The sequence below is a fragment of the Geomonas diazotrophica genome (genome assembly GCF_018919385.1).
Taxonomy (GTDB): domain Bacteria; phylum Desulfobacterota; class Desulfuromonadia; order Geobacterales; family Geobacteraceae; genus Geomonas; species Geomonas diazotrophica.
Genome location: NZ_JAHLMF010000004.1, coordinates 62,614 through 89,063, shown reverse-complemented (window position 1 = coordinate 89,063; position 26,450 = coordinate 62,614). Strand labels below are relative to the sequence as shown.

25 protein-coding genes are annotated in these 26,450 nt (G+C 62.2%); 18 read left to right on the top strand and 7 right to left on the bottom strand.

Annotated elements, in window-relative coordinates; translation table 11 throughout:
- The first annotated feature begins 64 nt into the window (after positions 1–64).
- The 11 genes from aroC to KOM00_RS05180 all read left to right on the top strand — a co-directional run bounded on the left by aroC (position 65) and on the right by KOM00_RS05180 (position 9,385).
- Positions 65–1,246: a chorismate synthase gene (gene aroC / locus KOM00_RS05230; RefSeq protein ID WP_216497784.1), complete on the top strand. Its 1,182-nt coding sequence runs from the start codon at positions 65–67 to the stop codon at positions 1,244–1,246.
- Positions 1,247–1,394: 148 nt separating this feature from the next.
- Positions 1,395–1,904, top strand: a complete 510-nt coding sequence (locus KOM00_RS05225) for a shikimate kinase (protein ID WP_236026755.1) — start codon at positions 1,395–1,397, stop codon at positions 1,902–1,904.
- Positions 1,901–2,980, top strand: a complete 1,080-nt coding sequence (gene aroB, locus KOM00_RS05220; RefSeq protein WP_216497783.1) for a 3-dehydroquinate synthase — start codon at positions 1,901–1,903, stop codon at positions 2,978–2,980. The genes KOM00_RS05225 and aroB overlap by 4 nt, the downstream gene beginning before the upstream one ends.
- Positions 2,981–2,989: 9 nt before the next feature.
- Entirely contained in the window at positions 2,990–4,195 is a 1,206-nt protein-coding gene (locus KOM00_RS05215) for a tetratricopeptide repeat protein (protein ID WP_216497782.1), read from the top strand.
- The gene (locus tag KOM00_RS05210; protein ID WP_216497781.1) at positions 4,185–4,544 is read left to right on the top strand and encodes a roadblock/LC7 domain-containing protein; all 360 of its coding nucleotides are present in this window, start codon (positions 4,185–4,187) and stop codon (positions 4,542–4,544) included. Before KOM00_RS05215 ends, KOM00_RS05210 begins: the two co-directional genes overlap by 11 nt.
- Positions 4,541–4,984, top strand: a complete 444-nt coding sequence (gene aroQ / locus KOM00_RS05205; RefSeq protein ID WP_216497780.1) for a type II 3-dehydroquinate dehydratase — start codon at positions 4,541–4,543, stop codon at positions 4,982–4,984. Before KOM00_RS05210 ends, aroQ begins: the two co-directional genes overlap by 4 nt.
- Positions 4,985–5,005: 21 nt before the next feature.
- Complete coding sequence (locus KOM00_RS05200; protein ID WP_216497779.1) at positions 5,006–6,073, top strand: M24 family metallopeptidase; 1,068 nt, start codon at positions 5,006–5,008, stop codon at positions 6,071–6,073.
- Positions 6,074–6,146: 73 nt separating this feature from the next.
- On the top strand, positions 6,147–6,623 hold the full coding sequence (accB, locus tag KOM00_RS05195; RefSeq protein ID WP_216497778.1) for an acetyl-CoA carboxylase biotin carboxyl carrier protein: 477 nt from the start codon (positions 6,147–6,149) through the stop codon (positions 6,621–6,623).
- Positions 6,624–6,745: 122 nt separating this feature from the next.
- Positions 6,746–8,086, top strand: a complete 1,341-nt coding sequence (gene accC / locus KOM00_RS05190; RefSeq protein WP_216497777.1) for an acetyl-CoA carboxylase biotin carboxylase subunit — start codon at positions 6,746–6,748, stop codon at positions 8,084–8,086.
- 2 nt (positions 8,087–8,088) lie between these two features.
- A complete protein-coding gene (gene gcvH, locus KOM00_RS05185; protein ID WP_216497776.1) occupies positions 8,089–8,478 on the top strand; it encodes a glycine cleavage system protein GcvH in 390 nt (129 codons plus the stop codon).
- Between the two features lie 85 nt (positions 8,479–8,563).
- The gene (locus KOM00_RS05180) at positions 8,564–9,385 is read left to right on the top strand and encodes a menaquinone biosynthetic enzyme MqnA/MqnD family protein (protein WP_216497775.1); all 822 of its coding nucleotides are present in this window, start codon (positions 8,564–8,566) and stop codon (positions 9,383–9,385) included.
- 582 nt (positions 9,386–9,967) lie between these two features.
- Here KOM00_RS05180 and KOM00_RS05175 read toward each other — a convergent pair.
- Both KOM00_RS05175 and KOM00_RS05170 read right to left on the bottom strand, forming a co-directional pair.
- Positions 9,968–10,426, bottom strand: coding sequence for an NUDIX domain-containing protein (locus KOM00_RS05175; protein WP_216497774.1), 459 nt, complete (start codon positions 10,424–10,426; stop codon positions 9,968–9,970).
- A gap of 84 nt (positions 10,427–10,510) precedes the next feature.
- Positions 10,511–10,804: a PxxKW family cysteine-rich protein gene (locus tag KOM00_RS05170; protein WP_216497773.1), complete on the bottom strand. Its 294-nt coding sequence runs from the start codon at positions 10,802–10,804 to the stop codon at positions 10,511–10,513.
- Between the two features lie 236 nt (positions 10,805–11,040).
- On the opposite strand from KOM00_RS05170, the gene KOM00_RS05165 reads away from it, so the two are divergent.
- From KOM00_RS05165 to nifS, 3 genes are all read left to right on the top strand, one after another.
- Complete coding sequence (locus tag KOM00_RS05165; protein ID WP_216497772.1) at positions 11,041–12,465, top strand: phosphoglucomutase/phosphomannomutase family protein; 1,425 nt, start codon at positions 11,041–11,043, stop codon at positions 12,463–12,465.
- Between the two features lie 467 nt (positions 12,466–12,932).
- The gene (gene nifU, locus KOM00_RS05160) at positions 12,933–13,793 is read left to right on the top strand and encodes a Fe-S cluster assembly protein NifU (RefSeq protein WP_216497771.1); all 861 of its coding nucleotides are present in this window, start codon (positions 12,933–12,935) and stop codon (positions 13,791–13,793) included.
- Positions 13,790–14,959 carry a cysteine desulfurase NifS gene (gene nifS, locus KOM00_RS05155; protein ID WP_216497770.1) on the top strand — a complete coding sequence of 390 codons (1,170 nt, stop codon included), beginning with the start codon at positions 13,790–13,792 and terminating at the stop codon, positions 14,957–14,959. The genes nifU and nifS overlap by 4 nt, the downstream gene beginning before the upstream one ends.
- Positions 14,960–15,079: 120 nt before the next feature.
- Here nifS and KOM00_RS05150 read toward each other — a convergent pair whose 3' ends face one another.
- Entirely contained in the window at positions 15,080–15,313 is a 234-nt protein-coding gene (locus KOM00_RS05150; protein WP_216497769.1) for a ribbon-helix-helix protein, CopG family, read from the bottom strand.
- A gap of 96 nt (positions 15,314–15,409) precedes the next feature.
- On the opposite strand from KOM00_RS05150, the gene modF reads away from it, so the two are divergent.
- The gene (gene modF, locus KOM00_RS05145) at positions 15,410–16,870 is read left to right on the top strand and encodes a molybdate ABC transporter ATP-binding protein ModF (protein WP_216497768.1); all 1,461 of its coding nucleotides are present in this window, start codon (positions 15,410–15,412) and stop codon (positions 16,868–16,870) included.
- 169 nt (positions 16,871–17,039) lie between these two features.
- On the opposite strand, the gene KOM00_RS05140 is transcribed toward modF, so the two are convergent.
- Positions 17,040–21,548 carry a DEAD/DEAH box helicase gene (locus KOM00_RS05140; protein ID WP_216497767.1) on the bottom strand — a complete coding sequence of 1,503 codons (4,509 nt, stop codon included), beginning with the start codon at positions 21,546–21,548 and terminating at the stop codon, positions 17,040–17,042.
- A gap of 138 nt (positions 21,549–21,686) precedes the next feature.
- Positions 21,687–22,634, bottom strand: coding sequence for a DUF1996 domain-containing protein (locus tag KOM00_RS05135; protein ID WP_216497766.1), 948 nt, complete (start codon positions 22,632–22,634; stop codon positions 21,687–21,689).
- Positions 22,635–22,988: 354 nt separating this feature from the next.
- Between KOM00_RS05135 and KOM00_RS05130 the strand changes: the two genes are divergently transcribed.
- Positions 22,989–23,204, top strand: a complete 216-nt coding sequence (locus KOM00_RS05130; RefSeq protein ID WP_216497765.1) for a tetratricopeptide repeat protein — start codon at positions 22,989–22,991, stop codon at positions 23,202–23,204.
- A gap of 192 nt (positions 23,205–23,396) precedes the next feature.
- Here KOM00_RS05130 and KOM00_RS05125 read toward each other — a convergent pair whose 3' ends face one another.
- Positions 23,397–24,575, bottom strand: coding sequence for a hypothetical protein (locus KOM00_RS05125; protein WP_216497764.1), 1,179 nt, complete (start codon positions 24,573–24,575; stop codon positions 23,397–23,399).
- 211 nt (positions 24,576–24,786) lie between these two features.
- On the bottom strand, positions 24,787–25,173 hold the full coding sequence (locus KOM00_RS05120) for a c-type cytochrome (protein WP_236026754.1): 387 nt from the start codon (positions 25,171–25,173) through the stop codon (positions 24,787–24,789).
- A 197-nt stretch (positions 25,174–25,370) separates the two neighbouring features.
- Between KOM00_RS05120 and KOM00_RS05115 the strand changes: the two genes are divergently transcribed.
- Together KOM00_RS05115 and KOM00_RS05110 are read left to right on the top strand one after the other, a co-directional pair.
- The gene (locus KOM00_RS05115; RefSeq protein WP_216497762.1) at positions 25,371–25,694 is read left to right on the top strand and encodes a hypothetical protein; all 324 of its coding nucleotides are present in this window, start codon (positions 25,371–25,373) and stop codon (positions 25,692–25,694) included.
- A 279-nt stretch (positions 25,695–25,973) separates the two neighbouring features.
- Positions 25,974–26,405 (top strand): Fur family transcriptional regulator, encoded by a 432-nt coding sequence (locus KOM00_RS05110; protein WP_216497761.1) that lies wholly within the window; start codon positions 25,974–25,976, stop codon positions 26,403–26,405.
- Positions 26,406–26,450: the final 45 nt, after the last annotated feature.

Here is a 26,450-nt window from a genome sequence, read left to right as displayed (position 1 = left end):
CGCTGCGACGCGCAGGCGGACCCTAGCCCGGCCGGGGCGTTGAATTAGTACACGAGGAGTAGGCATGTTCAGATACCTTACCGCGGGGGAGTCCCACGGGCCGCAGTTGACCGCCATCATCGAAGGGGTCCCCTCCGGGCTCAAGCTCAACGAAGCCGACATCAACACCGATCTCATCCGCAGGCAGGGGGGGTACGGACGCGGCGGCCGCATGAAAATCGAGACCGACCGCGCCAGCATCCGCTCGGGCGTACGCTGGGGCGAGACCTTGGGCTCCCCGATCACCCTGGTGGTGGAAAACTCCGACTGGGTGAACTGGGAACACCGGATGTCGGTCGACGCCGAACACCGCGACGATTCCATCCGCGTCACCCGCGCCCGGCCGGGACACGCCGACCTCCCCGGCGCCATGAAGTACGCCCAAAGCGACGTGCGCAACATCCTTGAGCGCTCCAGCGCCCGCGAGACCGCGGTCCGCGTCGCGGTGGGGGCGGTGGCCAAGGCGTATCTCGCCCGGTTCGGCATCGCCGTGACCGGCTGCGTGGTCGAGTTGGGAGGGGTGAAGGCGGAGCGTCCCGAGCTCTCCGTCAAGGCGCTGCAGGAAGCGATCGCCTCCTCGCCGGTCTACACCTACGACGCCAAGGCCGAGGTGGCGATGATCGAGGCCATTGACCGAGCCAAGGCCGCCGGCGACACCCTGGGGGGCGTCGTTGAGGTGAGGGTGACCGGTGTGCCGGTGGGCCTGGGGAGTCACGTGCAGTGGGACCGCAGGCTGGACGCGCGTTTGGCCGCGGCTGTGATGAGCATCCAGGCATTCAAGGGGGTCGAAATCGGAGCCGGCTTCGAGACGGCGCGACTGCCGGGATCCCTGGTGCACGACGAGATCTACTTCGACGAGCAGCGCAAGGCGCGCGGCGAGAAGACCGGCTTCTACCGCACCACCAACCGGGCCGGCGGCCTGGAGGGTGGGATCAGCAACGGCGAGGAGATCGTGGTGTACGGCGCCATGAAGCCGATCCCGACCCTGTACACGCCACTCAAGTCGGTGGACATCCTGACCAAGGAGCCTTTCGAGGCGACCGTGGAACGCTCCGACTGCTGCGCCGTACCCGCTGCTTCGGTGGTCGCGGAGGCCGTGGTCGCCGTCGAGATCGCCAACGCCTTCATGGAGAAGTTCGGCGGCGACTCCGTGGCCGAGACCGCCAGGAACTATTCGTCGTACATCGAGTACCTACGGGAATTCTAAAGATACCAGCACCCCCTCTCCCCTGGGAGAGGGTCGGGGTGAGGGGAGTTGCATCAGCGTCAGGCCGTGCGATCGAGCGGCGCCCTCACCCGGCCTCCGGCCACCCTCTCCCAGGGGGAGAGGGAACCTAGTCTAGAGGGATCGTCCTTTGAAAAACATCTTTCTCACCGGCTTCATGGGGTGCGGCAAGACCAGCGTCGGGCAGGTGCTGGCGCAGCGGCTGGGGTGGTCCTTCGTCGACCTGGACCAGGTCATCGTCCAGGAGGCGGGGCGGAGCATCAAGGAGATCTTCGCCGAAGAGGGCGAGCCCTGCTTCCGGACGCTGGAGTCCAAAACCCTGGAACGGGTGGCGACTGGCTCGGGCCAGGTGGTTTCCACCGGAGGCGGCGTGGTGATCGCGCCCATCAATCGGGCCGTGATGCGCAGCCACGGCCGCATCGTGAACCTGACCGCCAGTGTGGAAACCATCGCACAGCGGGTAAGCGGCGACAGCGAGCGACCACTGCTGGCGGACGACGCATCGGTGCAGAAGATCCGTACCATGCTGGATAGCCGTGAGCAGTTCTACGCCGATGCCGACGTCCGGATCGATACCACCGGCAAGGAGATCGCCGCGGTCGTCGAGCAAGTACTGGATTACTGTAAGGGGTCTTTGTGAACGTCCAACAGATAAAAGTGGCACTTGGAGAACGTAGCTACGACATTCAGCTTGGCGCCGGGATACTGGGGACCGTCGGCACCCTCTGCCGCGATCTCGGGCTCACCGGAACCGCGGCTGTCGTTTCCAACACCACCGTGGCACCGCTTTACTACGAAACCGTGCGCGCCTCCATGGAGGCAGCAGGGTACCATGTGCTCCTGGTATCGCTCCCCGACGGTGAGGCGTACAAGAACAGCGCCACGCTGAACCAGATCTACGACGCCCTGGTCGACGCCTCGCTCGACCGCGGCTCCTTCATCCTTGCCCTGGGCGGCGGGGTGATCGGGGACATGGCCGGCTTCGCCGCCGCGAGCTACCTGCGCGGCATCCCCTTCGTGCAACTCCCAACCACGCTCCTGTCCCAGGTCGACTCAAGCGTCGGGGGCAAGACGGGCATCAACCACCCCCGCGGCAAGAACCTGATCGGCGCCTTCTATCAGCCCAAGGCGGTACTGATCGACGTGATGACCCTGGACACGCTGCCGGAGCGGGAGTTCCGTGCCGGGCTGGGCGAGATCGTCAAGTACGGTGCCGTCCTGGACGGCGACTTCTTCAGATTCCTCGAGGAAAACGTCGACCTGCTCCTGGCACGCGACAAGGAGGCCCTCATCCAGGCCGTCGCGCGCAGTTGCTCCATCAAGGCCAAGGTGGTGGCGGTGGACGAGAGGGAAGGGGGGGTGCGCGCCGTCCTGAACTACGGGCACACCCTGGGGCACGCCGTCGAGACCCTCACCGAATACACCACCTACCTGCACGGCGAGGCGGTCGCCATCGGCATGGTTCAGGCGGCGAAGATCTCCCAGCAACTGGGCTACTGCAACCAGGCCGACCGGGATCGGATCGAAGCGCTCATCGCCGCACTGGGGCTCCCCGCCGAGCTCCCCGCTTTCCCGTCGGAAAAGTACGTGGAGGCTCTCTCCCACGACAAGAAGGTGCGCGACAAGGGGTTGCTCTTCATCTGCAACCGCGGCATCGGCGCCTACAAGATGGAAAGGGTCACCGACCTCAAAGCACTTCTGGAGATCTGCGCATAGGAGCGTGACATGGTAGAGGACGCGTTATCGTTTTGGACTGAGATTCAGCGTTACGAAGACATGCTGGCGGCGGACGCGAAATCGCTTTGCTTCGCACCGCTCTCCGACCTGTACCGGAAGCTCGGCCTTTTGGACGATGCCGTCTCCGTGGCGCAGAAAGGTTGCACGGCGCATCCGGAGTACGCCCTCGGGTTCGTCGCGTTGGGCAACGCCTGTTACGCGAAGGGGATGGCCCAGGAGGCGCGGCAGGCCCTGGAAAAGGCCATTGCCTTGAAGCCCGATCACATCCAGGCCATGAAGGTGCTGAGCCAGCTCTACGCCGAGCTCGGCGAGCTGTCGCTCGCGCGCCAGGTGCTGGGACAGCTGCTGGCGCTGGACCCGGAGGACCTGGAAAGCGTCACGCTCCTCGGATCCATCGCCTCTGCTCCGGCCTCGTCCCTGGCAGCGGAGCCCGAGGAGGAAGTGCTCGAAGAGCTGGAGATAATCGAGGAGCTGGAAGAGCTGGTCGAGGAACCGGTGGCAGAGGTCGTACCGGCGCCTTCGCAGCCGCGAACCGCGCCCGCCGCGGCGGCCGTCCAGCCTCCGGCCGATGCAGCGGAAGACATCTGGGCCATCGAGGATCTGGAGGAGCTTACCGAAGCGCCCGCTCCAGTGGCGTCCCAGCCGCGCGGCGCGGTGCCGGACCCGCTGACCACGGCGACCCTGGCGGAACTCTACGTTTCGCAGGGGTTCCTGGAGAAGGCGATGGGCATCTACCGCGAGCTCATTGCGGCGCACCCTGACAACCCGCAGTACCGGCTCCGCTGCGAGGAGCTCGTGGAACAGCAGCAGTTGCAGCAGGTGGCCTCCGCACAGCCGGCACCGGCTGAGCCGGTCGCTGCCCCCGCATCTCTTGGAGCACCTAAAGCGACTGCCGCTCCCGCGGCACCTGTTGTTGCTTCGGCGCCGGTCGCATCTGCAGTACCTGTTGCAGATGCGGTATCGGCGCCTGCCGCGTTCGAGGCGCATGAAGGGCCGGCCGCCATGGAGGTGCCCATCAGCATCGAGGAGGCAGCTGCGCCCGCCGCTTTTTCCGGGATGGAGTCGCCGGCGCAGCTGGAATCGGCGCCGCTGGAGCGGCCCCAGGTGCAGGAGGAGGCGCATGGCGAGGAGGACCTGGAGAGCTCGCTGCAACGCTGGCTGGAAAACATAAGGAGAAGAAAAGATGGGGTTTAAGGGGATTCTCAAGGAGATCGTCGCGGAGAGCGGCGGCCTGGGCGGGGTCATCATGGGGTATGACGGCATCGCCATCGACGAGTACCTGCGCGAGGGTACCGGCGTGGACGTGCAGACCATGACCATCGAGTACGCTTCGGTGCTCAAGGAGATCAAGAGGACGGTCGGCGTGCTCAAGACCGGGGAACTGGAAGAGGTTTCCATTATCACGGAGAAGTGCTGCATCATCGTGCGCGGTATCAGCGACGACTTTTTCGCTGCGCTGGTGCTCCCCTCCGACGGCAACTTCGGAAAGGCACGTTTCCTGTTGAAGCGCGCGGCCCCCGGCTTCCGGGAGTCGCTGCAATGAGCGCCGTCAAGATCCTGGTCCTGCACGGGCCTAACCTGAACCTCCTGGGGGTTCGGGAGCCCGGCGTCTACGGCACCACCACCCTCGACGGGATCAACCGGGCGCTCGAAGAGCTGGCGACGGAGCTGTCGCTGGAGCTCGAGATCGTGCAGAGCAACAGCGAAGGCGCCCTGGTGGACGCCATCCAAGGGGCCATGGGGGAGTGCCAGGGAATCCTGATCAACCCCGCAGCCTACACCCACACCAGCGTCGCCATCCGCGATGCCATTGCCGCGACCGCGCTTCCCGCCGTCGAGGTTCACCTCTCCAACGTGCACGCACGGGAGCCCTTCCGGAGCCACAGTTTCATCGCCCCGGTAGCCGTCGGTCAGATCTGTGGATTCGGCCCGGAAAGCTACCTTTTAGGGCTGCGCGCCCTTGCCAAACGGCTGGGAAAATAAGATTGTCATACGGACGGAATTATGATAGGTAACAGAATCCCTGCGGCCCGAGAATGCCTGAAGCGGTTGGATGCCGATCTGTTGCTGGTCTTGAATCTCAGCAATATCAGGTACCTTACCGGATTCACCGGCAGCGAGGCGCTGCTTGTACTCTCTCCAGAAGACGGGTGGTTTTTCACCGACTCCCGTTACACCTCACAGGCTGGCGCCGAGGTCACGGGCGCGAAGGTTATCGAGTTCTCGAACCGGATGGATGCGCTGGTTGAGCGGCTGCAGCAAAGCGGCGCGACCAGGGTGGCCTTCGAAGCCGGCTCCACCACAGTCGCTTTCTACCAGGAGCTTTGCGCCAAGACGCCGCAGATCGAGTATCTGCCCGCCGACAGCGAGCTGACCGCCCTGAGGACGGTGAAGGACGCCGGCGAGCTGGAGATCCTCGAGCGGGTGGCGGCGATCGCCTCGGAATCGCTCCTGGATACGGTGGCGCGCCTGAAGCCCGGGATGACCGAAAGCGAAGTGGCCTGGATGCTGGAAGTCGCCATGCGGGAGAGGGGAGCGGAAGGGAAATCCTTCGACTTCATCGTGGCCTCCGGTGAGCGCGGCGCGCTGCCGCACGGCCGCGCGTCAGAGAAGAAACTGGTGGCGGGAGAGCTGGTCACCATCGACTACGGTGCCATCTATCGCGGCTACTGCTCCGACGAGACGGTGACGGTCTGTCTGGGCCGGCCCGACGCGAAGCAGCGCGAGGTGTACGAGACGGTCCTGGCGGCGCAGCGCGCGGCCCTGGATGCGGTGCACCCCGGCCTCAGTTTCCGCGACCTCGACACCAAGGCGCGCGACCATATCGCCGGGAAGGGGTACGGGGAGTATTTCGGCCACGGCCTGGGGCATGGAGTCGGCATCGACATCCACGAGCATCCAACGGCCTCGCCGCGCAGCAAGCACGTCATCCAGGAGGGGATGGTCTTCACCATCGAGCCGGGGATCTACATCCCGGGGTGGGGTGGCGTCAGGATAGAGGACACCGTGGTGGTCGAGCAGAACTGCTGCCGTCCCATCACCAGGGTTCCCAAGGAGTTGATGATCCTCTGAGAGTAGGCAGGCCTGTCCGGCGTCGTTCGGAAGGCCTTTAACCATGCAATAACGTAATGAAAAGGAGAAAGATGTGGATATAAAAGACCTGAAGATGCTGATCAAGATGGTAACGGAGACCGACATCACCGAGTTCGAGCTGGAGAACGCAGATGACAAGGTGGTCATCAAGAGGGGCTGCAGCGGTACCGCTCAGTTCCAGATGCAGGCACCGGTCGCCTACCAGTACGCTCCGGCCGCTCCCGTCGCCGCAGCTCCGGCTGCCGCTCCCGCCGCCGCGGCTGCTCCCGCCGCTGCCGAGAAGGAGCAGGGCGAAGTGATCACCTCCCCCATCGTCGGCACCTTCTACCGCGCTCCGGCTCCGGACGCCGCTCCCTTCGTGGAAGTCGGCCAGATCGTCGAGAAGGGGCAGGTACTCTGCATCGTCGAGGCGATGAAACTCATGAACGAGATCGAGGCGGAGTTCAAGTGCAAGATCGTCAAGATCTGCAAGGAGAACGCGCAGCCGGTCGAGTACGGCGACGCCTTGTTCGTGGTCGAGAAGCTTTAAGGCAGATTGAGATAAAGATAAAGATTAAGACGAAGATCTCGTTGTGGCTGTCTCACCTTCGATCTTGGTCTTAGCCTCATCCTTAATCTTAGTCTCAATCTTAATCTGTTTCTGGAGACATCATGTTTCATAAAATTCTTATAGCCAACCGGGGGGAGATCGCCCTCCGGATCATCAGGACCTGCAAGGAGATGGGGATCAAGACGGTCGCCGTCTACTCCACCGCCGACGCCGAGTCGCTGCACGTGAAACTCGCCGACGAGAGCGTCTGTATCGGTCCGGCTCCCAGCCTCTCCAGCTACCTGAACATCAACGCCATCATCTCCGCTGCCGAACTGACCGACGCGGAGGCGATCCACCCGGGCTACGGCTTCCTTTCGGAAAACCCGAGGTTCGCTGAGATCTGCGAGAAGTGCGGCATCACCTTCATCGGCCCCACCGCCGAGAGCATGCGCATCATGGGTGACAAGATCTCCGCCCGTCAGGCGGTCATCAAGGTCGGCGTGCCCATCCTCCCCGGCACCAAGGAAGGGGTTCACGACGTCACTGAGGCGATCAAGGTCGCCAAGGAGATCGGCTTCCCGGTCATCATCAAGGCGACGGCTGGCGGCGGCGGGCGCGGCATGAAGATCGTGCACTCCCCGGCGGCCCTCCCCAACGCGTTCATGACCGCGAGGACCGAGGCGCAGACCGGCTTCGGCAACCCGGAAGTGTACATCGAGCGCTACTGCGAGAACCCGCGCCACGTCGAGATCCAGGTCCTGGCCGACAAGCACGGCAACGTGATCCACCTGGGCGAGCGCGACTGCTCCATCCAGCGCCGTCACCAGAAGGTGATCGAGGAGGCTCCCTCCACCGTCACCACCCCCGAGCTCAGGAAGGCGATGGGCGAGGCAGCGGTCGCCGCTGCCAAGGCCGTCAACTACTCGAGCGTGGGGACCATGGAGTTCCTGGTCGACAAGAACAACAACTTCTACTTCATGGAGATGAACACCCGCGTGCAGGTTGAGCACCCGGTGACCGAGATGATCACCGGCGTCGACATCGTGAAGGAGCAGATCCGCTCCGCTTACGGCGAAAAGCTCCGCTACACCCAGGATGACATCAAGATCAAGGGGCACTCCATCGAGTGCCGCATCAACGCCGAAGACTCGGTGAAGTTCACCCCGTGCCCCGGCAAGATCACCGACCACCACACCCCGGGCGGGCTCGGCGTCCGCGTCGACTCGTTCGTGTACACCAACTACACCGTCGTGCCGCACTACGATTCCCTGATCGCCAAGCTCATCGTGCATGCCGACACCAGGGAAGAGGCCATCAAGCGCATGGCACGCGCCCTTGACGAGTACATCGTGGACGGCATCAAGACCACCATTCCGTTCCACAAGCGGATCATGGCCAACAAAGACTTCATAGAAGGGAACATAGACACCGGCTTCATCGAAAGGCTGGTATTGGAGTAACTATGGACTTTCCAGAAGAGCTTAAGTACAGCAAAGAGCACCTGTGGGTCCGCGTCGAGGGTTACCGTGCCGTAATCGGGGTCACCGACTACGCGCAGTCGGAGTTGGGCAACGTCACCTCGGTCGAGCTCCCGGAGCCGGGAGATGAGCTGGAGCAGGACGATTCGTTCGGCTCCATCGAGGCGAGAAAAACCGTGGCCGACCTCTACGCGCCGCTTTCGGGCACGGTGCTCGAGGTGAACACCGAACTTGGCACCGCGCCGGAATTCGTCAACGATGATCCCTACGACGCCGGCTGGCTGGTCGTCATCGAGATGGCCGATCCGGAGGAGCTGAACCTTCTCATGTCCGCCGAGCTGTACGAGGACACCGTTTCCGTTTCCGAAGAGTAACAGCTAGTTGTTTCAGATAGACCTGAAAAGGCGAGAGATCCTCTCGCCTTTTCCTTTTGCCTCAGCCTTATCCTGGAGTTTTCCCGTGACCATCAACATAGGACACATCAAGTACGCGAACTGCACCCCCATCTTCACCGCTCTCGCCTCCAATTTCGACTGTACCGGCTACCGGTTTGTGGATGGAGTACCGGCGCGCCTGAACGCCATGCTGCGTGCCGGAGAGATCGATCTCAGCCCGTCCTCCTCGATCGAATACGCCATGGCGCACGAGCAGTACTGCCTGCTCCCGGAGCTCTCCATCAGCGCCATCGGTCCCGTGAAGAGCGTGTTCCTCTTCTCCCGGGTTCCGGTCGAGGAGCTCGATGGCGCAGTCATAGGCCTCACCGCAGAGTCCGACACCTCGGTGAACCTGTTGAAGGTGCTGCTGGCCAGGAAATTCGGCTTCAGTAACAGCTTCGAACGGACCACGCTGCCGCTCCACCAGGCGCTGGAGGAGTATCCCGGCCTCCTGCTTATCGGCGACGCCGCCCTGAAAGGGGCGGCCTCCGGTTCCGGGTTCTTCTTTTACGACCTGGGACAGCTCTGGCACGAGTTTACCGGGCTCCCCTTCGTCTTCGCCCTCTGGATTGTGCAGCGCGAGGCGGCGCTGGAGAAGCGCGCCGAACTGGCGGCACTCGCCCGTGACCTGGTCGCGGCCAAGAAACTCGCTTACGCAAGCTACGCCGAGATCGCGGCTCAGTGCGAGGAGCGGGGCTGGCTCAGCGAGGAGGCGTTGGTGGATTACTGGCAGACCATTTCGTACGAGTTGACCGATGCGCACCTCGAAGGGGCGCGGCTGTTCTTCCGGCACGCGTTCGAGATGGGGCTCATTCCGAGCCTGCCGGTGCTGCGGTTTTTCGAGTAGTAGGGGCGAAGGCGGGATTCCAACGTGCGGTTTTAGAAGTTGAGCGAACTTTTTTGGCGCTCAACTTCTTTTTTTTGAACTTGAGCGATTTTTTTGGGTGCTCAACTTTCTTTTTGGAAGTTTAAACATCGGTCCGTGGCGCTGTCGAAATTTTTTAATCGTTTGAAATTTTAATTTGGAAGTTTAACGCGCAGTTTTTGAAGTTAAGCGTTTTTTTTTGGTGCTTAACTTATTTTTTTGAAGTTTAAACATCGATCCGAGGTGCTGTCGCAATTTTTTAATCGTTTGAAATTTTAATTTGGAAGTTTAACGCGCGGTTTTTGAAGTTGAGCGATTTTTTTTGGTGCTCAACTTTTTTTTTGGAAGTTTAAACGTCGGTTCGAGGCGCTGTCGCAATTTTTTAATCGTTTGAGATTTTAATTTTGAAGTTGAACACGCGCTTTTGGAAGTTGAATGATTATTTTTAGAGTTCAACTTTCATTTTAATGTTTTGAACGCAGGCCCGACTCGTATGTCTTCCTTTTTCCTTTTGAACCTCGGTTTTTAAATTCCAACCGTTCTCCGCCGAAGGAAGGTCCCTTTTTATATCTTTCCCGCTTCCTTCCTGCTGCGGTAGTCCGACAGAATTTGTGCGTGGTCGAAGCAGAGCGGTTCGGGTAGGGCATCGATGGGGAAGATGGCGAATGCTGCCGCATCATCGCCCGCCTTGGGGGTGCCCATAGCCTTGGCGACGTAGACGGTCGAGATGTTGTGGCTGCGTTTGTCGCGGGCGGGATCTGAGTAGCAGCCGAGCAGCCTCAGGTCCTTCTCCTCCAACTCCACCGATATCTCTTCCTGCATCTCCCGCACCGCGGCCTGCTCCAGCGTCTCGCCGTAATCCACGAAGCCGCCGGGGATGGCCCAGCCGAGGGGCTCGTTCTTGCGCTCGATCAGGACGATTCCTTCCGGGAGCTCGACGATCACGTCGACCGTCGGCAGCGGGTTCTTGTACTCCTTCACCTTCGCACCGCACGCAGGGCAGGCCAGAAAGTCGAAAGGCATCGCACACCTCCAGATCTGTAGTTGGCAAAAAAAAGGGAGGACCTCGGTCCTCCCTTTTTAGGGTACAGCAGATAACTGCGTGTACTACTTCTTCTTCTTGGCGCCTGCAGCTTTCTTGGAAGCTTTGAGCGGGTTGATCTTGGCGTCGTCGGTCTTGATCTCGACCTTGACGTGGGACGCGAAGTTGCAGATACCGCCGACCCACTTCTTCTCGGGAGCCGGGTATGCGCTGCAAACCTTCCCGATGGAGCCGTCTACGATCCTGTCACAACCTTCGCAGTTTTCCACGATCGGCTGGCAGGAACCTTCGGTGAATACACAACCCTGTTTACCCCAGAAAGTGCACTCTGCACCAGGAAGTACGGTTTGACATTGCATGTTTAAGCCTCCTCAAATTGCTTCGTAATCGTTGATAAGAGACACTCTACCAATTTCGAAAGAAAAATGTCAACCCACTTTTTTAGCGAAAACTTGACTCTCCCAAAGGACTGGATTAAGCTCTAGTAATTATTCATTCGGGTTGCTTGGCACTTTTGTTTTCGATAAGTTATCCATCGGAGGCGGGCGTTGTGCCAGATTCAGGTGACCTTACTATCAATTCTCCTGGAGGGATTATGCAGCGGATTACTTTCGGCACGTCCGGCTGGCGCGGTATCTTGTGTGAGGACTTCATCTTTGAGAATGTTAAGGTCGTGACCCAAGCCATTGCGGATCACGTAAAGAGCAACGGTGAGGCGGGCAAGGGTATCATCGTAGGTTACGACTCCCGTTTCATGGGCGAGGCCTTCGCCCGCGAGGCGGCCCGTGTCCTGACCGGCTCCGGCATCACCACCTTCCTCTGTGTTCGCGACACCCCCACACCCGTGATTTCCTTCGAGATTCTCCGGCGCAGGACCGCTGGCGCCATCAACTTCACCGCCAGCCACAACCCGCCCGAGTATAACGGCATCAAGTTCTCCCCCTCCTGGGGGGGACCCGCCCTGCCGCAGACCACCGATGACATCGAGCGCCGTGCCAACGAGATGCTGGGGGAGATCTGCTACAACGAGTGCTCCATCGACGAGGCCGTGAAAAAGGGGCTCCTGGTAGAGATCGACCCGATGCAGCACTACCTCGACGACCTGGCCAAGAAGATCGACTTCGCTGTCATCGCCAAGCTCGGCACCATCGCCGTGAACCCCCTTTACGGAACGGCGCGCGGGTATCTGGCCGAACCGCTCAAGGCGCACGGGGTGAAGGTGGTGCAGATGAACGCCAACCGTGACCCCTATTTCGGCGGCTTCCCGCCGGAGCCGAGCGAGAAATACATCCAGGATTTCATCAAGCTGGTGCGGCAGGACCCGGAGATCGCCCTCGGCATCGCCACCGACGGCGACGCGGACCGCTTCGGCATCGTGGACGGCGACGGCACCTTCATCGAACCGAACTACATCATCGCGCTGCTGCTCGACTACCTGGTCCGTGTCAAGGGGATGAAAGGGGGCGTCGGACGTTCGGTCGCCACCTCGCACCTGGTAGATGCCGTCGCCAAGATGCACGACGTCAAGGTTTACGAGACGCCGGTCGGTTTCAAGTTCGTCGGCGAACTGATCGCCCAGGACAAGATCATCATCGGCGGCGAGGAGAGCGCCGGGCTCACCATCAAGGGGCACGTCCCGGAGAAGGACGGCATCCTCGCCTGCTTGCTGGTGGCCGAGATGGTGGCCCACGAGGGTATGCCGGTCAAGGCGCTTTTGGAGCGTCTTTACAGCAAGGTCGGCCGCTACCTCACCAAGAGGATCAACCTCACCCTTTCTCCGGAACTGGAAGAGGTATTCCCCGAGCGGATCGCCGCAACGCCGGCCGGCTTTGCCGGGGAGCCGGTCAAGGAGAAGATCACCATAGACGGCAACAAGTTCATCCTCGAAGACGGCAGCTGGCTCCTGTTCCGTAAATCGGGGACCGAGCCGGTGGTGCGGCTGTACTGCGAGGCGTCCAGCGAAGAGCGCCTGCAGGCGCTGGTGGATGCCGGCCGCGAGTTCATTCTCGGCAAGGGGTAACAGCGACTATTTCGGGTCCGGTTCCTTGTTGGCTTCGTCCCCTCGCGTCGATGGGGGGGGAGGCAAGAGGGAACGGTTCTTCCCGTAAAGCCATGATGAAACACCTGTCCCATCCGGGACGCAGTTCCGCGCAGGGCTTCCAGCCTGGCGGTGACTGCGTCCCATTTTATTACAGATGCTCTTTTGTGTGGCAGTTGCCGGTCACGTTGCCGGCACCCTCGGGGAAACATCGGTGATAGCCGCTCATTCGCGCAGCAGAACTTTCGACGCATATTCCCGCAGTTATCGCTTCGTGATTGCTCGCTGGCCCGATGAGGCTTGAAGCGGAGCGGGAATTGCAGTTCCTGCCGGAAACGTTACGTAAATCCGGGTACCCTACCGCGCTGCTGTGAATTGTGGTCGTTTAGGGGTTGTTCTTTTCGCAAGCTTTGCGCTATGATAACCGGACTAATTAGGAGGGAGGGTCTATGTGGGACTACACCGATAAAGTAAAAGAACATTTCCTCAACCCGAGGAACGTGGGCGAGATAACGGATGCTGATGCGGTCGGCGAGGTTGGCAGCCTGGCCTGCGGCGATGCCCTTAAGCTGTTTATAAAGCTGGACGAGAACAAAGAGCGCATCGTTGACGCCAAATTCCAGACCTTCGGCTGCGGCAGCGCCATCGCTTCCTCGTCGGCGCTGACCGAGATGGTGAAGGGCAAGACGCTGGACGAGGCGCTGGAGATCACCAACCAGCAGATCGCCGATTTCCTGGGTGGGCTTCCGGAAGAGAAGATGCACTGCTCGGTCATGGGGCAGGAGGCGCTGGAAGCCGCCATCGCCCAGTACCGCGGCGTCGACGCGCCCGCCCACGGCCACGGCCACGACCATGTCGAGACCGAGGGTGAGCTGGTCTGCAAGTGCTTCGGCCTTACCGACGTCTTCCTGAAGAAGGTGATCGCCTCCAACAAGCTGCACACCGCGGAGCAGGTCACCCACTTCACCAAGGCTGGCGGCGCTTGCGGCGGCTGCATCCCGAAGATCAAGGAACTCATCGCCGAGGTGATGGGCGAGGAGAAGAAGGCGGCCGTTGAAAAGCCGGCCAAGCTCACCAACCTCAGGAAGATGCAGCTGATCCAGGAGACCCTGGAGAACGAGATCCGTCCGCAGCTTTGGGCTGACGGCGGCGACCTCGAGCTGATCGATATCGACGGCTCCAACGTTCAGGTCGCCTTCAGGAAGGCCTGCGCCGGTTGCGCCTCCTCCGGCTACACCGCCAAGTTCGTGGAGCAGAAGCTGCGCGAACTGGTTTCCCCCGACATCACGGTACAGGAGGTACAGGGATGAAAGAGATCTATCTTGACAACAACGCCACCACGAAGGTGGACGAGCGGGTTTTCGAGGAGATGCGTCCCTACTTCTGCGAGCTGTACGGCAACCCGAGTTCCATGCACTTCTTCGGCGGCCAGGTGCAAAAGAAGGTGGACGAGGCCCGCGCCCGTGTCGCCTCCCTTTTGGGCGCCCTGCCGGACGAAATCGTCTTCACCGCCTGCGGCACCGAGAGCGACAACGCCGCCATCCGCTCGGCGCTGGAGGTCTTCCCGGAGAAGCGCCACATCATCACCAGCCGCGTCGAGCACCCGGCGGTGCTGACCCAGTGCCGCAACCTGACCAAGCGCGGCTACCGCGTCACCGAACTCAACGTGGACGGCAACGGGCAGCTGGATCTGAACGAACTGGAGAAGGCGCTCGATGAAGATACCGCCATCGTCTCCCTCATGTACGCCAACAACGAAACCGGCGTCATCTTCCCGATCGAGGAAGCCGCCAAGATCGTGAAGAAGAAGGGCGCCCTGTTCCACACCGACGCGGTGCAGGCGGTAGGCAAGATCCAGCTGAACATGGCCGAGTCCGCCATCGACATGCTTTCGCTCTCCGGGCACAAGCTGCACGCCCCCAAAGGGGTCGGCGTCCTCTACGTGCGGCGCGGCACCCCGTTCCGCCCGATGCTGGTCGGCGGGCACCAGGAGCGCGGCCGCAGGGCCGGCACCGAGAACACCGCCTCCATAATCGCCATGGGCAAGGCCTGCCAGCTGGCCGAGCAGTACATGGCGGACGAGGCCGGGCGCGTGCGCGAGATGCGCGACCGCCTGGAGCGCGAGCTGACCTCGCTGATCCCCAACACCAGGATCAACGGCGGCGGCACCGAGCGTCTTCCCAACACCCTCTCCATCGCCATGGAGTTCGTGGAAGGGGAGGGGATCCTGCTTCTTCTTTCGGAGAAGGGAATCTGTGCCTCCTCCGGCAGCGCCTGCACCTCCGGTTCGCTGGAGCCGTCCCACGTGCTGCGCGCCATGGGCGTCCCCTTCACCTGCGCTCACGGCTCCATCCGTTTCTCGCTCTCCAGGTTCACCACCGATGACGATATCGACGCGGTCATCGAGGCGCTCCCCCCGATCATCTCGCGCCTGCGCGCGATGTCCCCGTTTGGGCGCGAGTTCCTGAACAAGTAATAACGTCTGCGGCATCAGGGCAGAAGAAGCCAAAGAAAAGGGGTGAGCACGTCGTGCTCACCCCTTGTTTGTTGTCATTGCTTTTCCTGGTTCCTGGTTAGCGGTAGACCTCGCAGGATGCTATAGACGGCCATCGGCCTTTAGTTCTTTCAGCAGAGATTCGTATGTCAGCAGCGGTTCGTTGACCCGCTCTTGAAAAGCTGCCAAATCCTCGGCGTCCTCGGCAAGGGTCTTGCGGACGGCATCGTTCACGAGATCGGAAACGGAACGCGATGTTTCCAAGGCCTTGTGCTGCAGCGCCTGATGCATGGCAGGATCAAGGTAAATAGTTGTTCTTTTTGTTAGTGCGCTCATGTCTTTACCTCCGCACCGAGCATAACGCAGTGACGCTATGACGTCAACGAAGCCGTTGGGAGGCATTATTCCACTTAAGGTGTAAAGGGAAATAAAGTGGTCGAAATCATTTTGGACAAGGTAAAAGCAAGGATCACGGAACTGAGGTTCCTGGAAGGGATAACGATGCAGATCAACCCCGGCGAGCATTGGGCCGTGGTCGGGGCGAACGGGTCGGGGAAATCGGCCTTGGGAAAACTCCTCTGCAACGACCTGCCGGTCACCTCCGGCACCAGCCGCGTCCCGGCCCGGTCGGGGTTTGTCTCTTTCGAGAAGATCGACGAGATCCTGGAAAAGGAGCGCTACAACGACGACTCGGACTTCCTCGGTTACGTGACGGAAGGGACCCGCGTGGACCGGTTCATCCTCGCCGGGACCGACGCCGACGAGACGAGACTGGCCGAACTGGCACGGGAGCTCGGCTTCACCAAGATCCTGGAACGCGGCATCAAGTTCCTCTCTACCGGTGAGATGCGCAAGACCCTCATCTGCAAGGCTCTGTTACAGGAACCGGAACTCCTGGTATTGGACGAGCCGTTTGATGGGCTGGACCGGGAATCATCCGACGTGCTGCGCCAACTGATCAGCCGCTGCATCGAACGCGGCATCCAGGTCGTGCTGCTGTTGAACCGCTTCAGCGAGATCATGCCGGAAACGACCCACATCGCCTACCTCCAGGAGTGCCGCATCCTCAGGTCCGGAACCAGGGACGAGATGCTGAACTCGGAGGCGCTGCGCCGCTTCCACGCCTTTCACTACACCCTCCCGGAAACTCTGCCCGAGGTCGACACGGCGCGCGGCGCGCCGCCGCTTGTTCCGGGGCAGCCGCTTATCGAGATGAAGGACGTGACGGTACGCTACGGTGAGAAGTACGTGCTAAACGGCGTCTACTGGACGGTAAAAGCCGGGGAACACTGGAAGATCAGCGGCCCCAACGGTTCGGGGAAGTCGACCTTGTTGAGCCTGATCAGCGGCGACAACCCGCAGGCCTACGCCAACGACATTAGCCTGTTCGGCCGCAGGAAGGGGAGCGGGGAGAGCGTCTGGGACATCAAGAAGCGCATCGGCCTGGTCTCCACTTCCCTGCAGCAGGAGTACCGGGTCGGCGGGACGGTTAAGGTCGTGGTGATCTCGGGGATGTACGACTCCATCGGCATGTACTCCCAGTACACCCTGCGCCAGCAGGAGATCGCGCTGGAGTGGCTCAAGCTGCTGCACATGGATCACAGAAAGGACCATGCTTTCCGGGATCTCTCCTACGGGGAGCAGCGGCTGGTGCTGCTGGCCCGGGCCATGGTGAAACAGCCGGACCTTTTGATCCTGGACGAGCCATGCCAGGGGCTGGACGACGTGAACCGGGAGATGGTGTTGAAGCTGATCGACCACCTGGGGCGCACCGGCAACACCCAGATCCTCTACGTGAACCACCACGCGGAGGATCGGATCCCCTGCATCGAAAACAGCATGGAGCTGGTGCCGGCGGACGGCGGCGGGTTTACGGCGGCGATCACCTCGTAAGCAAGCTCAGAGGAACTGTAGGCTTTCCCCCGCCAAGGTTCCCCTCGCCCTCCGGGAGAGGGGCAGGGGTGAGGGCGGTGCAAAAGGCAACCAACTGGCTTCGTGGCATCTCCCTCACCCGCCCTGCGGGCACCCTCGCCCGGAGGGCGAGGGGGAGGAGGATAGGGCGCTAAGGGTACTGCCTCCAGTATTCCAACCCGGAGTAGGATTCCTGGAAGCCGAAACGCCTGAGAGCTTCGGCATACGGCGATTCCTTTGCCGGCTCGCCGTTGATCCGCTCCACGGTGACGCGCTTCAACGGGTTGAAGTCGCGGCCGACCAGGGCTCTGAACAAGGCGAGGTAGCTCTCCAACTGGGGGTGCTCCGCCTCGGCCCTGAACTCCAGTTCCTTGCCGTAGCGTCTTGAGATGAGGACCAGGTGCGGGCCGTGGTAGACCAGGTGGGTTGACGGAATGCGGGAAGGAAGCTCCTCGCGCAGCCCCTCCAGGCCGCTGCCGCAGAGCGAGGCGGGGTCGGCGGCGTTGAGCCAGAAGATGGCATCCTGGGGCAGGCCACGCTCCAGCAGCCGGTACGTCTCCTGCGTGACGAACTGCAGCCCTGGGATCCCCGTGAAGAAGTTGCCGCAAACAAGTTCGCCGGACATCTCCATGATACGCAGGGTTCTGAACAGCCGGCTCCACTGCAGGGCGGGGAGCTCCCGCGTCAAAAGCTCCCTGAACAGGATGCCGTAGCGCTCCAGCAGCACCCGCACGCGATCTTTGTTCCTCTCCTCTTTTTCCAACACGTCGGTCTCCCCCTGCGGTTGCGGCAGGAGGAACCAGTTGCCCGGGCCTTCCTGGACGCGGCTCCAGCGGCTGCCGGGGAGGCGCCTTTGGGGCCGACCGTGGGCAGGATGCCGGAGATGCCCCGAGTCGCCCTGCGGCAGCTCGAAGCGGTTCAAGATTCCTTTGCGCACCGCGACGAAGGAGTCGTTGCTCACGTCGCCCCTCCATGCCTCCTGCCAAAGCTCCGTGGTTGCCGTTGCCGCCGTGACACCCGCTATGGAGCAGATGGCGCTCAGGTTGTAGTGCCCCCTGTGATCCGGAATCAGCGAGGCATGCTCGCGCACATCCACTCCCGTCCCGCTTTCCTCCTGATCCTGGAACAGGTCGAGGTCCTCCGGGAAGGCGAAGGTGAGCCGCTTGGGTCCGCAGCCGAACCAGAGCAGGTCGCTCGTCTGCATCAGGCTGTCCAGCCAGGTCCCGAGGTAGGGAGCGAGGCGAGCGGGGAGGACTTCTTCCTCCCATAGACTCGCCGGAAGCGGGGCGCCAAGCAACTGCTCCAGCCTGTCGCGCAACTCCTCGGGGGTCCTCCCCGGCTCCGCGACCCCCTGGAACCGCGCCAGGAACAGGGGGAGCTGGGCGAGGGGCAGCGCCTCGAACGCGGGCCTTCTCGACCTGCGCAGCATGCGCAGCAGCGCCTCCAGGTTCACCGCATCGCAGACTTGCGGCTCCGCGGCGCCCTCGGTGAACTGGTCCACCAGGACCGCGCCGGTTTCCTCAAGTGTCTGCAGCGCGTCGCGCAGCAGGTTCTCTTCAAGCCCGAGGGTGCGCTGCAAGACGGCCACCTCCACCGGACCGTAATAGCCGAGCCATCTACCGACCAGCCTCGCTGCGGCAGGTTCTTCCTCCTCCGCGGCGTCACCGGCATCCGACTTCCGCTGCCACAGCCTGTCGAGCGACTCCTGCAGCAGCCCGGGCAGGCGCTGGTGGTCAGGGAGCACGGACAGGACGATTTCTTCCCTGCTCCGCCCCAGCCCCTCGGCGATCTCCGGTATCATCTCCAGCGCCGCTACCAGAGGGCCGTCCGCTCCGGGTGACTCCAGGAGGACGAGCCGCTCCGCCACCTGAGGCAGCAGCTCCTCCGCCTCGGGCCCGCCGTCGCGTGCCAGCGCCTGCAGCAGCTCCGGCCATTCGTACAGCGGAACGAGCAACCTTTCCTTCACCCAGTCGATGAGTTCCCGGGCCGAATCGGGGGCGTAGCCGGGGGCGAGACGCTGCCGCTTCTCCTGGAACTGGCGCACCAGTTCCAAAGGGAGGTCCGGGCGCAGGTGCGGGGATAGCGCCAGCTCCTTGAGGAAGTCGCTGCCGAGGGCGGATTTCCGGCCGCCCCCGAGCGTGTCGTCCTCGTAGACGTACTTGTTGGTCTGCTGCCAGATCAGCCCCTTGGCGAAGGGAGAGGCCTCCCTGGTGTCGACCCGGGTGACGGCGATGGTGCCGTCCTGGATCTCCTCCAAAAGGCGCCTCAGGTTCGCGAGGTCGAAATCGTCCTTAAGCGCCGAGCGCCAGGTTTCCATGAGGACCGGGAAGTCGCGGTAGCGCAGCACTGAGGCGAGGAGCTTCTTGGAGCGGAGGCGGTTCAGCCAGAGCGGCATCCTTCTCTTGAAGTTGCTCCGGGACAGGAGCAGCGCCCGCCCGGCGTTCTCCCGGAAGCGGGCGCCGAAGTAGCCGGTCCCCTCCAGCGACTCCCTGAGCAGGGGCTCGATATTATCCGGGGTGACCAGCTCCAGGATCTCGTTCAGCCGGTCCGTTTCGTGGGGGAGCAGCAGCGCGATGCCGTCGTTGTTGTAGAAGGCTTGCAACGGGTAGCCGTAGCGCCTCTCCCAGGCGGCGGTGAGCGCGAAGGTGAACGGGCGGTTCACGGCGTTACCCCAGAGCGTGTGCAGGATGATCTGCTCGGTATCGGCCCCCCCGACAGGGTCGCGGAAATGCTCGACCAGCAGGTGGTGGCGGTGGGGGAGAGCGCCCCGGCTCGCCTCCCTTTGCAGCTTCAGATACGTTTCCAACGCCTGCGCCGCACCCCGGTCCATGAAGTGGCGCCGCATCAGCTCCTCGACCAGCCCCTGCTGCGACGTATCTGAAGGGTGCCCCAGCCGCTCTTCGCACGACTCCAGGAAGGCGGCGATCTTCTCGGAGTAATAGAAGTCTCGGTCCAGCTCCTCGGCGCGCCAGAAGGGGATGATCTGCTGGGGCTTCCGGGCCGGCACGACCAGCACCGTGCTGTGGCTGATCTCGGTGATCTGCCAGACCTGCGCCCCGAGCGCGAAGGTGTCCCCGAGCCTTCTTTCCCAGACGAATTCCTCGTCCAGCTCCCCGATCTTCGCCCCCGTCTCCTTGAGGCGGAGCTCGAAGTAGCCCCGTTCCGGTATGGTGCCCCCTTCCAGGTAGACCAGCATGGAGAGGGCAGGGCGGGTGGCGACGGTCTCCTCCAGCCGGTCCACCGTCACCCGTGGGCGCAGTTCCGGCACGTGGGAGTCGGCGTACTTTCCTTCCAGCATGCCGATCACCAGGTCGAACTGCCGCCGGGACAGGTTGCGGTACGGATAGCTGCATCTCAGGAAGTCGTAGAGCTCGTCCAGGTGCCACTGCTCGGGCAGCCCCATGGCGAGAATGATCTGGGCCAGCAGGTCCAGCGGGGCTTCCACCGGGTGCAGTTCCTCTATTTCGCCGTCGGCGATGGCACGTGCGATCACGGCGGCGCAGACGAAGTCCATGCCGTAGGTGGGGAAGAGCATGCCGCTGCTCACCTCACCCACGCCGTGCCCGGATCGACCGATGCGCTGGATGGCCGAGGAGATGGAGCGCGGCGTCTGGATCAGCACCACGCTCTCCAGTTTGCCGATGTCGATCCCGAGCTCGAGCGAGTTGGTTGCCACGATGGCCTTCAGCTCGCCCCGCTTCAGGCGCTCTTCGACGGCGAGCCGGATCTCCCGCGACAGCGAACCGTGGTGCGAGTAGGCGAGCTCCTCCCCGGAGAGCTCGTTGATCAGGCGGGTCACCCTCTCGGTGGTCCTCCTGCTGTTGGCGAAGAAGAGCGTGGAACGGTGCCTGGTGATGATCTCGGTGAACCTGTCGACCAAGGCGGGCCAGAATTCTCCCTCCGCGCCGGGGGGCATGGCCTCCGGCGCGCTGATCTCCAGCTCGAAGCGCTTCTCCTGCTCGCCTCGTACCAGCGCCACCGGGCGCTGCTGGTAGCGCTGCCCTACCTGGCGCAGCCCCGCCACGAAATCGGCCACCGTTTCCAGTGGGCGCACCGTGGCCGAGAGGGCGATACGTTGGAACTCGCCGCTTAAAAGCGTCAGCCGTTCCACCGCCGTGATGAGGTGGGTGCCACGCTTGTCGCCGGCGACCGCATGGATCTCGTCCAGGATGACCGTGACCACGCCGGTGAGGGTGGACCTGCTTCCCTTGGAGGTGACCAGGATGTTGAGGCTTTCCGGGGTGGTGATCAGGATCTCGGGGGGATGACGCAGCATCCTGCGGCGCTCGTCGCCCGGGGTGTCGCCGCTTCTGGTCTGGACGGCGATGGCGGGGAACTCCTCCCCATGGGCGGCGAAGTAGTCGCGCAACTGGGCAAGCGGAGCAAGCAGGTTGCGCCGCACGTCGTTGTTGAGGGCCTTCAACGGCGAGACGTAGAGCACCCGGGTTTCGCCACAGGACCAGGCCCCGGTGACCAGCTGGTTGATGGCCCACAAAAAGGCGGCCAGGGTCTTGCCGCTGCCGGTCGGCGCGGTGACCAGGACGTGGCGCTCCTGGCTGATCTCGGTCCAGGCGCGCAACTGGACATCGGTGGGCTGTCCCACTTTCTCGATGAACCATTTCTGGATCAGCGGATGGAAATGTCTCAATGCGGATGGCATAGCTATGACTTTAGGCCATGAAAGCAGTTTGTTCAAGGAGCGGCGCCGCCGGCAGAGTCGCTCCCAGCCGAAAAACAAAGCCCCCTTCCGGGGCGGGGAAGGGGGCTCTGTGAGCCGGGGGTCTTGAAGCTCTCCCGGCTATTCGTTGCAGAGCTGCCAATCCTGACCGTCTCCGCCGGTAGCGGTTACCACCGAGCCCGACGAGCTGAAGGTGAGTCTCGCCTTGGAGCAGTGGGCGCCGGCGGCCTGGAACACGCCCGAACTCGGTACCCCCGAGATCGAGCTTACGTTTAGCGGTGTCGGTGTGGTCACCTCGACGTACCCGTAGCTCGGGTGATAGTAGACGCCGGTTATGGTGAGCGTGCCCGCCGTGAAGGTGTAGGTCCAGTCCTTGACCCAGTAGTTGGGACTGGAGTTGACGCTCACCGTGCAGGACATCTTGAGTTTTTCGCTGGTGGCGTCGACGCTGAAAGCGAAGGAGCCGTAAATGGTCGCCGTCCCTTTGGCCGTGGTGGCGGAAAGCGGAGCGCATTCCATCGTGATGGAGTCGTACCGGCCGGTGTTCGGGCTGTAGATACCGGTCATGGTGACGGTCCCGGAAATGGTCGGGCCGTCGCTCACGTTCTGGTACCTGCTGAAGGTCATGGTCCCGGTAAAGTTGCCGGTGCTTTCGTTGACGGTCATGGTTACGGCGGCCGATCCCCCGACGGCACCGTAAACCGTGCTGCTGGCTGCGACACCGGTGAGTGTGGTGGCCTGTCCCCCTCGCGCGAAGAGTTGGGCGAGGCTTCCCCGGACGGTGGCGGCGATTTCCGGAAGGGTGGTCAACTTGCCGTCGGGACTTCCCTCATTCTGCACCATGACGCCGATAACGTTTGCCGACGAACCGATGCTTCCGGCAGCGTAGGCATCTGTGGTAAAGGCTACGGCGTTGCCGGTATTGATGCTTGCCCTGGCGGTCGCCCCCGTGTACTTGGACTTGTCGACCGGCTGGTCCCCCCCTCCTCCTCCGCAGGCAGACAGCAAAGCCAGAACGACTGCGATGCATGCGATTTTGGACACCTTCTTCAGCTCTGTCACGTTCATAGCCACCTCCACATGCAGCTTGTTGTGCCTCTGCCGCGGCGGGCAGAGGCAGTGGTCCCGGTTACGGTCACGATGCCGGCTTTTGCCATTGAATTATATATCTCTAATTTTTTATGGCGATGTGACCGGGGTCACCGCAGCCGCAGTTAGCGTGCAGGGCGAGCGTGGAGGGGGAGGGCGTCACCATGGCCGGATCCCTCCCGATTGTCGGCTCACGTTCGGTCGTGTGCAGCCGACTGGAATAGGGGATGTGGCCTGGGACAGGAAAAGATATTTACATGGTCATCTCCTAATGGTAATGGTGCCTATGTTCATGCTGCGTGGAAAGAGTGACGGGGAATGGAGGAGGCAACGATGAAGAGACTGGTACTGGGGGCGCTGCTGCTGGCGGCGCTTGGCGGCTGCGCCGGAGACAAGGGGAGGGAACTCTTCGATACGGCCCAGTTCGAGGAAAAACAGAACAACCGGGAACACGCGAAACAGTTGTACCAGGAAATAGTGACGAAGCACCCGGACAGCCCGCTGGCAAAACAGGCGCAGGAGAGGCTGGCGGCGCTGGGGGGCAAATAGCCGCCGCAGGCGGTGGGGTACCGCGTCACCCGTGGCGGGACTTCGCTGCTTTATACCGGGACACCGGTCCCCCGAGCGGATCTGGGAGCTGGCCGGGGGGGCTGGCCGCGCCGGTGGTGGAAGTTTCCTTCCCAGGCGCCATGCAGTGCTCACCCTGATGACCGGCCATCTACGTCGGCGCTGGTCTGAGTTTCAACCGCTTTTGAGAAACTGCTCCGGGGCCAGGCTCGTGGCGAGCATCACCATGTTGATGTCGCCGTGGGACCGCCAGTGCTCCGTTTGCTTCCTCTTTTCTCCGATCCAGAACGCCTCTATTTTTCCCGCCATCTTGTGAAACCACAGTAAGGCTTCGAACCGGGGCTGCAGCCACGAGGCCAGCTCGCCCCCCCGCACGTCCGGATACTCCTCGAACAGCTTGGCGAGCCGTACGGCTCCCTTCAACCCTATCGAGAGTCCGAGCTCTCGAAACGCCAGTCGGTATTTGGCCTGCTGATCCAGAAAGCCCCCGCCGAGGTCCTCCAGGGAGAGGAGGGCGTCGTTCAGCATGCGCCGGAATAGGGCGAGGTCATGGAAGGCGTCGTTGATGATCAGTTCGCCGGTCCGGCAGGCATCGACCAGCATGCTCCCGATCCCGAGGGTGTCGCTGGTGCTGAAGTCCCGGTTGCGGCACATCCCGGTCAACTCCCGGATCTCCCGCTGCAGGTCCGGGAACTCCTCGTCGGGGAACAGCCGGGCTGCAAAGACGAGCTCGCAGCAGGTCACCAGGCCGTCCAGCGGGTCGTGCTGCCCGACCGAGGGAACCAGGGAGCGCCTGAGGTCGCTGCTCATCTTCCAGTGAAGTCCCAAAACGCCCTCCGCCGCCGCGTTGAAGCGAAAGGCCCGGTGTGCCGTCTGCGCCAGCTCCATTCCCCAGCGCAGGTACCCGGCTTCCCCCGTGATCCGGCTGATGCGGCCCAGTGCACGCATCCATTTGGTCAGGTAGTGGTAGTACTGTCCGTCCCGCTCCCATTCCAGTCGCTCGTCCAACGGCTCGTCCGGCGCGCGTTCGTCCGTCTTCTTGCCTATGCGCAGACCGCCACGGGTGGGATGCCGTTCACCCTCCTCTTCGCTGAGACCGCTCAGCCAGCCGCTCCTGGCCGAGTCCGGGCGGTTGCGCCCCAGGGTGTGATGCACTTGGTCCACCAGTTGCCGGGCCAGCCCCAGCCACTCCTCGTCCTGGGTGCGGTGGTAGAGTTCCAGGAAGTTACAGACCGCGAAGGCGTCGGTCCAGAGATAGCGCCGCGGAGTCTTGTTCTCCCCGGACAGGCCGGTTTGCACGGCGAAGTCGTGCATGATCCCTGCGGCCAGCTTAAGGCTTTCCTCTTTTTCCATATCGGCCCCCTTGGTCAGTTCGGCACTCCGGTCAGGATTGACTCCCCAACTCTACTGTCGCCCCGGGGGATTGCAAAGCGTCCATCGCCGGCCGCGAGTCTGTCGACGCGGAAGGTTGGTTTACTGCATAGGTGCCAAGAGAAGTGAACCGCGTCACAAAGGGAGGGGCTTCGGTGGGGGCATTGACGCCCCCACCTGGAGCAGATGTGGATTAGGGGAAGGTGGCCAGGATGTATTGTCCGATCTTCTTGGCGTCGTCGTTGGAGATCATCCCCTCGTCGAACTTGTTCATGCCCGGGCCGGGGTTACGCATGACCTTGACGATGTCCTCGGGTTTGGTGATCTTGTTTTGGTCGGCCATGGCTTTGGCGCTCAAAGTCTTGGATGGGGTGATGGTGTTGCCGCCGTTGGGGTGGCAGACCGCGCAATGCTGCTTGAAGAGCTGCTCCCCGGTGAGGCCGGTCGAGGATGGCGCCGGCGGCGCGTTCGACGTTGCCGACTTGGCGGTCGACACGACACTTTGTGGAGGTTGAGCCTGTTCTTCGCTCTTCTTCTTGCACCCCATCACGCCGCCGGTTACCAGTGCCAAGATTGCCATTGTTACCACCAAACGCCTCTGCATGTGACACCTCCTGTTAGGGTTTATTCATCCGGCGAGTATACCAGAGAAAAGCAACCGTGCCTGAATGCCGGCCATTTTCATCGTCGCCTTTTCGAAGCGGCGTTTGACATGGATTTGGCCGATGTTAACGTTTAGCGTTCCCGCCATTCTGAAATCCACCGGAGGAGCCGCATATGAAGAAGAGTCCGATCGCGATCGTGTTGCTGCTCTTGTCCCAAGTCGCTCTGTCTTATGCGGGAGATGGTGAACTGGTGCACCGGGGCAACGGCAAGTTCCTTCCCGATCAGCGTGATGTGGAGGTCAGCCCGACTCAGGAGAATGCCTGCGACTGTTGCCAGAAATGCAAGGCTGCCAAGAAGGAGACGAAGCCGCAACTGGAAGAGGACACCAGCAAGGAAACCGGCTGCGAGGAATGCTGCCGCAAGTGCGGCCGCCCGGTACAGCCGCTCCCCGAAGACATCCCCCCCGAGATCATCAACAAGCCCGGAGCGAAGTAGGTCGGTGCAGGGGCGCCGGTGCCACTTCGCTGAGCGCGTGACATAATCCGCATTGACCAGTCATCCGCTCGTGGCTTTGAGCATCTGTTTCACCTCGCCCTCACAACGGCAGCTACGTTGGTCTCCCCCTGCGACACTGGCTGTAAACGGGATGCTTGTGCTTCAATGTTCTTCCCGAAGCCTGACACAGACTCCGCCTCTTTTCCATCAGTCCCAAAAAAGAGTTGACAGTGCCAGTGACGCTCGCTATCATGACATCCACTTTCAATTGGGGTTGTCATGAAACGAGCCAAGAAAAAAGTTTTTGCCGACTTCATGTCCCAGAGGGGACTCAAGTCGACCAAACAGCGCGACATCATCCTCGACAGTTTCCTTTCCAGCGACAGGCATCTGAGCATCGAGGAGTTGTATCTGAAGCTCAGATCCAAGCACCCGAACATCGGCTACGCCACCGTGTACCGCACCCTGAAGCTCTTCGCGGAGGCAGGCATTGCCCGCGAGATGCAGTTCGGCGACGGCCAGACCCGTTACGAGCACGTGAGCGAAGGGGAGCACCACGACCACCTGGTCTGCACCCGGTGCGGCCACATCGAAGAATTCGAAAACGAAACCATCGAAAAACTGCAGGACGAGGTGGCCAACAGCCGCGGCTTCCTGATCGAGCGGCACCGCCTCGAAATTTACGGCCTCTGCGCCAACTGCAGGAAATAGCCGAAGCGGCCGGCGCCGTAGGGAGGGCTCATTAGCGCCCTTATG

Excerpts from the sequence above, each read along its gene's own strand:
- nifS (WP_216497770.1), top strand. The coding sequence starts at position 13,790 with ATGAAAGAGATCTATCTTGACAACAACGCCACCACGAAGGTGGACGAG.
- aroC (WP_216497784.1), top strand. The coding sequence starts at position 65 with ATGTTCAGATACCTTACCGCGGGGGAGTCCCACGGGCCGCAGTTGACC.
- KOM00_RS05200 (WP_216497779.1), top strand. The coding sequence starts at position 5,006 with ATGATAGGTAACAGAATCCCTGCGGCCCGAGAATGCCTGAAGCGGTTG.
- KOM00_RS05210 (WP_216497781.1), top strand. The coding sequence starts at position 4,185 with ATGGGGTTTAAGGGGATTCTCAAGGAGATCGTCGCGGAGAGCGGCGGC.
- KOM00_RS05120 (WP_236026754.1), bottom strand. The coding sequence starts at position 25,173 with ATGGCAATCTTGGCACTGGTAACCGGCGGCGTGATGGGGTGCAAGAAG.
- KOM00_RS05130 (WP_216497765.1), top strand. The coding sequence starts at position 22,989 with ATGAAGAGACTGGTACTGGGGGCGCTGCTGCTGGCGGCGCTTGGCGGC.
- KOM00_RS05115 (WP_216497762.1), top strand. The coding sequence starts at position 25,371 with ATGAAGAAGAGTCCGATCGCGATCGTGTTGCTGCTCTTGTCCCAAGTC.
- KOM00_RS05150 (WP_216497769.1), bottom strand. The coding sequence starts at position 15,313 with ATGAGCGCACTAACAAAAAGAACAACTATTTACCTTGATCCTGCCATG.
- KOM00_RS05110 (WP_216497761.1), top strand. The coding sequence starts at position 25,974 with ATGAAACGAGCCAAGAAAAAAGTTTTTGCCGACTTCATGTCCCAGAGG.
- gcvH (WP_216497776.1), top strand. The coding sequence starts at position 8,089 with ATGGACTTTCCAGAAGAGCTTAAGTACAGCAAAGAGCACCTGTGGGTC.
- nifU (WP_216497771.1), top strand. The coding sequence starts at position 12,933 with ATGTGGGACTACACCGATAAAGTAAAAGAACATTTCCTCAACCCGAGG.
- KOM00_RS05170 (WP_216497773.1), bottom strand. The coding sequence starts at position 10,804 with ATGCAATGTCAAACCGTACTTCCTGGTGCAGAGTGCACTTTCTGGGGT.
- KOM00_RS05135 (WP_216497766.1), bottom strand. The coding sequence starts at position 22,634 with ATGAACGTGACAGAGCTGAAGAAGGTGTCCAAAATCGCATGCATCGCA.
- aroQ (WP_216497780.1), top strand. The coding sequence starts at position 4,541 with ATGAGCGCCGTCAAGATCCTGGTCCTGCACGGGCCTAACCTGAACCTC.
- KOM00_RS05175 (WP_216497774.1), bottom strand. The coding sequence starts at position 10,426 with ATGCCTTTCGACTTTCTGGCCTGCCCTGCGTGCGGTGCGAAGGTGAAG.
- KOM00_RS05125 (WP_216497764.1), bottom strand. The coding sequence starts at position 24,575 with ATGGAAAAAGAGGAAAGCCTTAAGCTGGCCGCAGGGATCATGCACGAC.
- KOM00_RS05140 (WP_216497767.1), bottom strand. The coding sequence starts at position 21,548 with ATGCCATCCGCATTGAGACATTTCCATCCGCTGATCCAGAAATGGTTC.
- KOM00_RS05215 (WP_216497782.1), top strand. The coding sequence starts at position 2,990 with ATGGTAGAGGACGCGTTATCGTTTTGGACTGAGATTCAGCGTTACGAA.
- KOM00_RS05165 (WP_216497772.1), top strand. The coding sequence starts at position 11,041 with ATGCAGCGGATTACTTTCGGCACGTCCGGCTGGCGCGGTATCTTGTGT.
- accC (WP_216497777.1), top strand. The coding sequence starts at position 6,746 with ATGTTTCATAAAATTCTTATAGCCAACCGGGGGGAGATCGCCCTCCGG.